At 36.1% G+C, this 6,130-nt stretch carries 6 protein-coding genes; 5 read left to right on the forward strand and 1 reads right to left on the reverse strand.

Annotation, left to right across the window (positions count from 1 at the left end; all coding sequences use genetic code 11):
- Positions 1–918: class I tRNA ligase family protein (locus tag ACY65O_RS17175; protein ID WP_462222090.1), on the reverse strand; the 918-nt coding region annotated here is incomplete at its 3' end.
- 330 nt (positions 919–1,248) lie between these two features.
- Between ACY65O_RS17175 and ACY65O_RS17180 the strand changes: the two genes are divergently transcribed.
- The 5 genes from ACY65O_RS17180 to ACY65O_RS17200 all read left to right on the forward strand — a co-directional run bounded on the left by ACY65O_RS17180 (position 1,249) and on the right by ACY65O_RS17200 (position 5,715).
- Complete coding sequence (locus ACY65O_RS17180; RefSeq protein WP_462222091.1) at positions 1,249–2,127, forward strand: cell division protein FtsX; 879 nt, start codon at positions 1,249–1,251, stop codon at positions 2,125–2,127.
- 22 nt (positions 2,128–2,149) lie between these two features.
- On the forward strand, positions 2,150–2,434 hold the full coding sequence (locus ACY65O_RS17185) for a DUF3098 domain-containing protein (protein ID WP_462222092.1): 285 nt from the start codon (positions 2,150–2,152) through the stop codon (positions 2,432–2,434).
- 81 nt (positions 2,435–2,515) lie between these two features.
- Positions 2,516–3,307, forward strand: a complete 792-nt coding sequence (locus tag ACY65O_RS17190) for an undecaprenyl-diphosphate phosphatase (RefSeq protein WP_462222093.1) — start codon at positions 2,516–2,518, stop codon at positions 3,305–3,307.
- A 224-nt stretch (positions 3,308–3,531) separates the two neighbouring features.
- On the forward strand, positions 3,532–4,821 hold the full coding sequence (locus tag ACY65O_RS17195) for an MFS transporter (protein ID WP_462222094.1): 1,290 nt from the start codon (positions 3,532–3,534) through the stop codon (positions 4,819–4,821).
- Between the two features lie 9 nt (positions 4,822–4,830).
- Positions 4,831–5,715 (forward strand): MBL fold metallo-hydrolase, encoded by an 885-nt coding sequence (locus tag ACY65O_RS17200; RefSeq protein ID WP_462222095.1) that lies wholly within the window; start codon positions 4,831–4,833, stop codon positions 5,713–5,715.
- Positions 5,716–6,130 lie beyond the last annotated feature (415 nt).

Consider the following 6,130-nt stretch of genomic DNA (forward strand, 5'->3'; position numbering starts at 1 on the left):
CGAACCTTCACTGCTCACGCCTGACATCTCACTATTCACGACATTAAATGTTATCTCCGCCCCCTCACTTTTACCGATCCAGTTGCGCTGCATTTCTTTCATGCTGTCGCTAAACTCAACGGTTTCCAAACCTTCCAGTAATCTGTCGGCATAATCAGTAATTCTTAAATACCATTGGCGCATTTTCTTTTTTACAACCGGGTGGCCGCCACGTTCGCTAACACCATTCACTACTTCATCATTGGCCAATACAGTGCCTAATGCTTCACACCAGTTTACTTCGCCGTATTTACTAAAACTCAGGCGGTATTCCATTAAAATTTCCTGCTGTGTTTTTGTATCAAAGTTGTTCCATTCTAATGCTGTAAAGTTGATTACTGAATATTGAGCATTGGGCATTGAATGTTTTTTATTCCCTTCCGCTTCAAATGCTGCAACCAAATTACTGATGGGTTCGGCTTTATTACTAATGCGGTTATAAAACGAATTGAACAACTGTAAAAAAATCCATTGCGTCCATTTATAATAATTGGGGTCGCTGGTTTGCACTTCACGTTCCCAATCGTAACAAAAACCAATTTTATCTAACTGTGCTTTAAAAGTGGCAATGTTTTTTTTGGTAGTTTCTGCAGGATGCTGACCGGTTTCCAACGCATATTGTTCGGCAGGTAAACCAAAACTGTCGAAGCCCATTGGGTGCAGCACATTAAAACCTTTTAATCTTTTATAGCGGCTGTAAATATCGCTGGCAATATACCCCAGCGGATGGCCCACATGCAAACCTGCGCCACTCGGGTACGGAAACATATCCAGCACATAATATTTTGGCTTATCGCTTACATTGGATACACTGTACACTTTTTTCTCTCTCCAGTAATCCTGCCATTTTTTTTCAATCTCGTTAAACTTATATTCCATTTATTTTTCTTTTTAAGTCCGGCTACTGAAACTTTATTTAGCTTCATTGGTCTGGCCTAAGGCGAGGCACTCTTTTACATTATATCTTTATTCATCGCTCAATGCGTCTCACGGTTTTAAACCGTCCTGACGCATAAAAATGTGAAAGAAAAGTTATTTAACCCCCGTTCACACCACAACATTTCCTCTTATAAAAATAAATACAGCAGTCAGTCGTTTTGTAGTGGGCAAAAATAATGTAATACCCGCAAATTGAATTAATTTGCGCCCTTACTAATCAACCAGCCTGTAAAAAGCAGTCAACAACCATTAAATTAATTTAAATCTATTATGTCACAATTTGGAAAAGCAAGCAGTAAAAGAGGTAAACCGAGTTATGCTTATTCAATCATAGGCGTATCGCTGGTATTATTTTTATTTGGTATAGTGGGCTGGTTTTTTCTAAATCTTCAAAAATCTGGAGATTATTTAAAAGAAAATATACAAGTGCATGCATGGCTTTATCCAGATGCAGGAAAAAAAAGAATTGATAGTCTTAGCACTTTTATATCCTCTATACCTTATGCAAAAGATGTAAAATACGTCACAAAGGAAATGGCAGCGAAAGAATGGAATGAGGCAAATGATACTACCTGGAAAAAATTTTTAGATAGCAACCCCTTGCCCGAAAGTATAGACTTTTATATAAAAGCTGATTATGTTCAAAAAGACAGTTTAAATGTTCTATCTAATGAATTGGTGAACAATTTTCCAGGAGTGGTTAAGGAGTTTCAATTTCCTACGGAAACTATAATGAAAATGAGTAAATATGTAAAAAATGCAGCCATTATCTTTTTAATTGCTGCACTAATATTAACTATTTTAGTTGTTTTTTCAATAGACAATACTATAAGGCTGGCGATGTACAGCAATCGTTTTTTAATTAAAACAATGCAAATGGTGGGTGCCACCCGATGGTTTATTGCAAAGCCTATTAATGCAAGAGCTGTTATTAATGGATTAGTCGCATCGTTAATTGCCATTGCAGCTATATGGGGTACTGTAATACTCGTAGAAAATTTTGCTCCCGATTTTAAAGTATTACACGATAACAAAAGCCTTTTTTTACTTTTTTTGGCGATTCTGGTTTTAGGTATAAGTATTACACTTTTTAGTACCCATCGTTCAGTAATAAAATACCTGCGTATGAAATTGGACGATTTATATTAATATTGCACTTTAATAAATATTTATGGCTACAGTAAAGAAACAAACAGAGGCGGCTACAGGTAACAACGTTACCAAAACTACCGGCAACAGCCTTTTTACAAAAGATAATTATATGTGGATGGTGGCTGGCCTGGTTGTAATGGCACTGGGCTTTTTTTTAATGAGCGGTGGCAAAAGTGCCGACCCCAATGTTTTTAATAAAGATGAAGTGTACAGCACTACCCGTATTACCATTGCACCCATTTTAATTATTGCAGGTTTGCTTATCGAAATTTTTGCAATAATGAAGAAGCCGAAAGAAAGTTAATGAGTTAAATGGTTAATTAGTTAATTTGTTTGCGGAGTTTTGCTTCGCATTTTTTATTTTTAAAGTTTACAACACAACTGCATGAATACTTTACAATCAATTATTATTGCCATAGTAGAAGGGCTTACAGAGTTTTTGCCTATCTCCTCTACCGGCCACATGATTATTACCGAAAAAATTTTAGGTATTACCGAAACCGATTTTATAAAAGTATTTACCGTTGCCATTCAATTTGGTGCAATACTGGCGGTGGTGGTTTTGTATGCAAAAAAATTCTTCGATTTTAAAAGATGGCAATTTTACGTAAAGCTTGCGGCTGCTGTTGTACCGGCGTTGGTGTTAGGTTTTTTATTTAGTAAAAAAATAGATGCGCTTTTAGAAAGCTCATTAACTGTTGCTATCTCCATGCTGGTGGGTGGTATAATTTTATTATTTATTGATAAAGCTTTTAAAAATCCAACCATAGATTCGGAAGAAAAAATTTCTTTCAGCAAAGCCATCATCATTGGTGTGTGGCAATGTATTGCTATGATACCGGGTGTTAGCCGCAGTGCTGCTTCAATCATTGGCGGTATGCAGCAAAAACTAACCCGTTCGGCTGCCGCAGAATTTTCATTTTTTTTAGCAGTGCCCACCATGCTTGCAGCCACCTGTTATAAATTATTAAAATATTACAAAGAAAGCGGTGGTTTTTCCAGCGAAGAAATAAAGCAGTTAGCTATTGGTAATGTGGTGGCATTTATTGTTGCACTGTTAGCTATTAAATTTTTTATTGGTTTTTTAAAAAAATATGGCTTTACTATTTGGGGCTGGTACCGCATAATAGCAGGTATTATTTTACTGCTTCTTATCTGGAAAGGAATTATACAATAATAAAAAACTTGTCGTGTATTAATGTAAAAACCCACTCTGGTGGCCGTCTTCGACAAGCTCCGACTGACAGCATGCTGTCATGTTGAGCCTGTCGAAACATAGACAGAATGGGGCTTGTGAATGAAATTTTATTTTTAATAGTACACTGCATCAATTATGTATTCTAAATTTTATTCCTGCATTTTAATTTTTAATGGTTAATTTTTCATTCTTAATTAATTAACATGCAAACTGCTTCTAAAAAAATTGTAAACGGCTGGGCCATGTACGACTGGGCCAATTCGGTTTATAATTTAGTAATTACCACTACTTTTTTTCCGGCGTACTATGCAGCGGTAACTTCCCTCGAAAAATTTCCTGATGGCATTACTTTTTTAGGCCGCCGCTTTGTAAATACCGAATTAAAAGATTATGTGCTGGCCTTTGGTTTTTTAGTAATTGCTTTTCTTTCTCCTATACTTTCTTCTATTGCAGATTACAAAGGGAATAAGAAAAATTTTATGCGTTTCTTTTGTTATTTGGGGGCAATAAGTTGTTCCCTTCTTTTTTTATTTAAAGACGATAGTGTTACGCTGGGCCTGGTGTGTTTTATGTTTGCCGGTATTGGTTTTTACGGCAGCCAGGTTTTTTATAATTCTTATTTGCCAGAAATAGCAGCCGAAAAAGATATGGACCGCATAAGTGCCAAAGGCTACACTATGGGTTATATTGGCAGTGTACTGATGCAGTTAATTGGTTTTGCGCTGGTAATTTTTATGAGTAGTGAAAAAGGGCTTGCATTAAGAATTACTTTTTTATTGGTAGGTGTATGGTGGGTAAGCTTTGCACAAATCACTTTTGCCCGTTTACCCATTAGCCCAAAAAGCGAAAGGAAATTAAAAACCCATGTACTGGCCAATGGCTTTCACGAATTAAAAATTGTTTTGCAGCAGGTAATTAAAATGCCGGTGTTAAAAAGATTTTTATCTGCTTTCTTTTTTTACAGCATGGGTGTGCAAACGGTAATGCTGGTGGCAATTGATTTTGGTATTAAAGAATTAAAATTAGAAGACACCAAACTTATAATTACTGCAGTTATTATTCAGTTAGTGGCCATAGTTGGTGCAGTAGCCATGTCAAAACATTCGGCAACGTATGGTAATATCAAAGTCTTGATTTTTACTGTACTGTTATGGATCGGGGTTTGCATCACGGGGTATTTCATTACTACCGAAATACATTTTTATATTCTTGCTTCACTGGTGGGTTTGGTAATGGGTGGCATACAATCGCTCAGCCGCTCCACTTACTCCAAACTAATGCCCGAAACAAAAGACACCGCATCTTTTTTTAGTTTTTATGATGTTACAGAAAAATTAGCCATAGTAATAGGCTTATTTAGTTTTGGTTTTATAGAAGGGCTAACAGGCAACATGCGTAATTCTCTTTTGGCATTAATTGCTTTTTTTGTATTGGGCTTATTATTTTTATTGTTAACGCTTGGTACTCAAAAAAAATCAACGGCAACTTATTAATTATAAATAATGAAATTATACAGCATTAACACCGGTTATTTTCAATTAGATGGTGGCGCCATGTTTGGTGTGGTACCCAAAAGCATTTGGAATAAATTAAACCCTGCTGATGAAAATAATATGTGCAGCTGGGCATTGCGTTGTTTATTGATTGAAGATGAAGGCAAATTAATTTTAGTTGATACCGGCATGGGTAATAAACAGGATGCCAAATTTTTTGGTCATTATTATTTACACGGCGATGATACTTTAGAAAAATCTTTAGCACTACATGGTTTTACTCCCGCAGATATTACCGATGTATTTTTAACGCATTTACATTTTGACCATTGCGGTGGCGCAATTGTAAGAGAAGGCGATACATTAGTACCTGCTTTTAAAAATGCGACATACTGGAGTAATGAACGTCATTGGCAATGGGCAACTCAACCAAATGAAAGGGAGAAAGCAAGTTTTTTAAAAGAGAATATTTTACCGATTGAGCAAAGCGGACAATTAAAAATGGTTGATAGTAATAAGTTGATAGTTGATAGTAAATCAGACTCAGCACCTGTCATGTGTCATCCAACATCTATTTTATCCAATTTATCTTTTTACATAGTTAACGGCCACACTGGTGCAATGATGCTGCCTAAAATAAATTACAATGGTAAAACAATTGTGTACATGGCCGATTTGCTTCCATCTGTAGCACATATCCCTTTGCCTTATGTTATGGGTTACGATATGTTTCCGCTGACTACATTAAATGAAAAGAAAGCTTTTCTTACAGAAGCATTAGCCAATGATTACATTTTATTTTTTGAACACGACCCGGTAAATGAATGCTGCAATTTACAAATGACGGAAAAGGGAATACGGCAAAAAGATGTTTTTAAATTAAGTGAGGGGTAAAGAAATTTCCTCAAAACTCCTGTAGGGTTTGGCAGATCCTGCAAATTCTTAAAACTTTTTTGAAAACCCTCCAAGAGTTTGCAGAATGAGTTTGCAGGATGATCCTGCAACTAATAAATGAAAAAAACTGCCATCATCTGCATGATAAAAGTTCAATAAAGATTTACAGTTGAAGAGTGTCTCGCCTTAGGCCAGACCAATGAAGTTGAACAAAGCATTACAGCTTGGTTCAAAAAAATCAGAGTTGTTGAATAACTCCCCTTTAGGGGATGGGGGTTACCTCACACCCGTTAGCGAAGTTAAAGGATACCTTAAATTTTTATAGCCCATCATATCTACTTTTATACTTCCCACTGCAATGGGGCTTTCTACCCTAAGCAATAAATGATTGGGATCGTCGCTTACCCAGGCATTC

Origin of the sequence: Ferruginibacter sp., from assembly GCF_031430955.1 — a bacterium.
In the GTDB taxonomy this organism is placed as follows: domain Bacteria; phylum Bacteroidota; class Bacteroidia; order Chitinophagales; family Chitinophagaceae; genus Ferruginibacter.

What these genes read in the sequence shown, in the direction of transcription:
- ACY65O_RS17180 (WP_462222091.1), top strand. Translation starts at nt 1,249, where the DNA reads ATGTCACAATTTGGAAAAGCAAGCAGTAAAAGAGGTAAACCGAGTTAT.
- ACY65O_RS17190 (WP_462222093.1), top strand. Translation starts at nt 2,516, where the DNA reads ATGAATACTTTACAATCAATTATTATTGCCATAGTAGAAGGGCTTACA.
- ACY65O_RS17185 (WP_462222092.1), top strand. Translation starts at nt 2,150, where the DNA reads ATGGCTACAGTAAAGAAACAAACAGAGGCGGCTACAGGTAACAACGTT.
- ACY65O_RS17195 (WP_462222094.1), top strand. Translation starts at nt 3,532, where the DNA reads ATGCAAACTGCTTCTAAAAAAATTGTAAACGGCTGGGCCATGTACGAC.
- ACY65O_RS17200 (WP_462222095.1), top strand. Translation starts at nt 4,831, where the DNA reads ATGAAATTATACAGCATTAACACCGGTTATTTTCAATTAGATGGTGGC.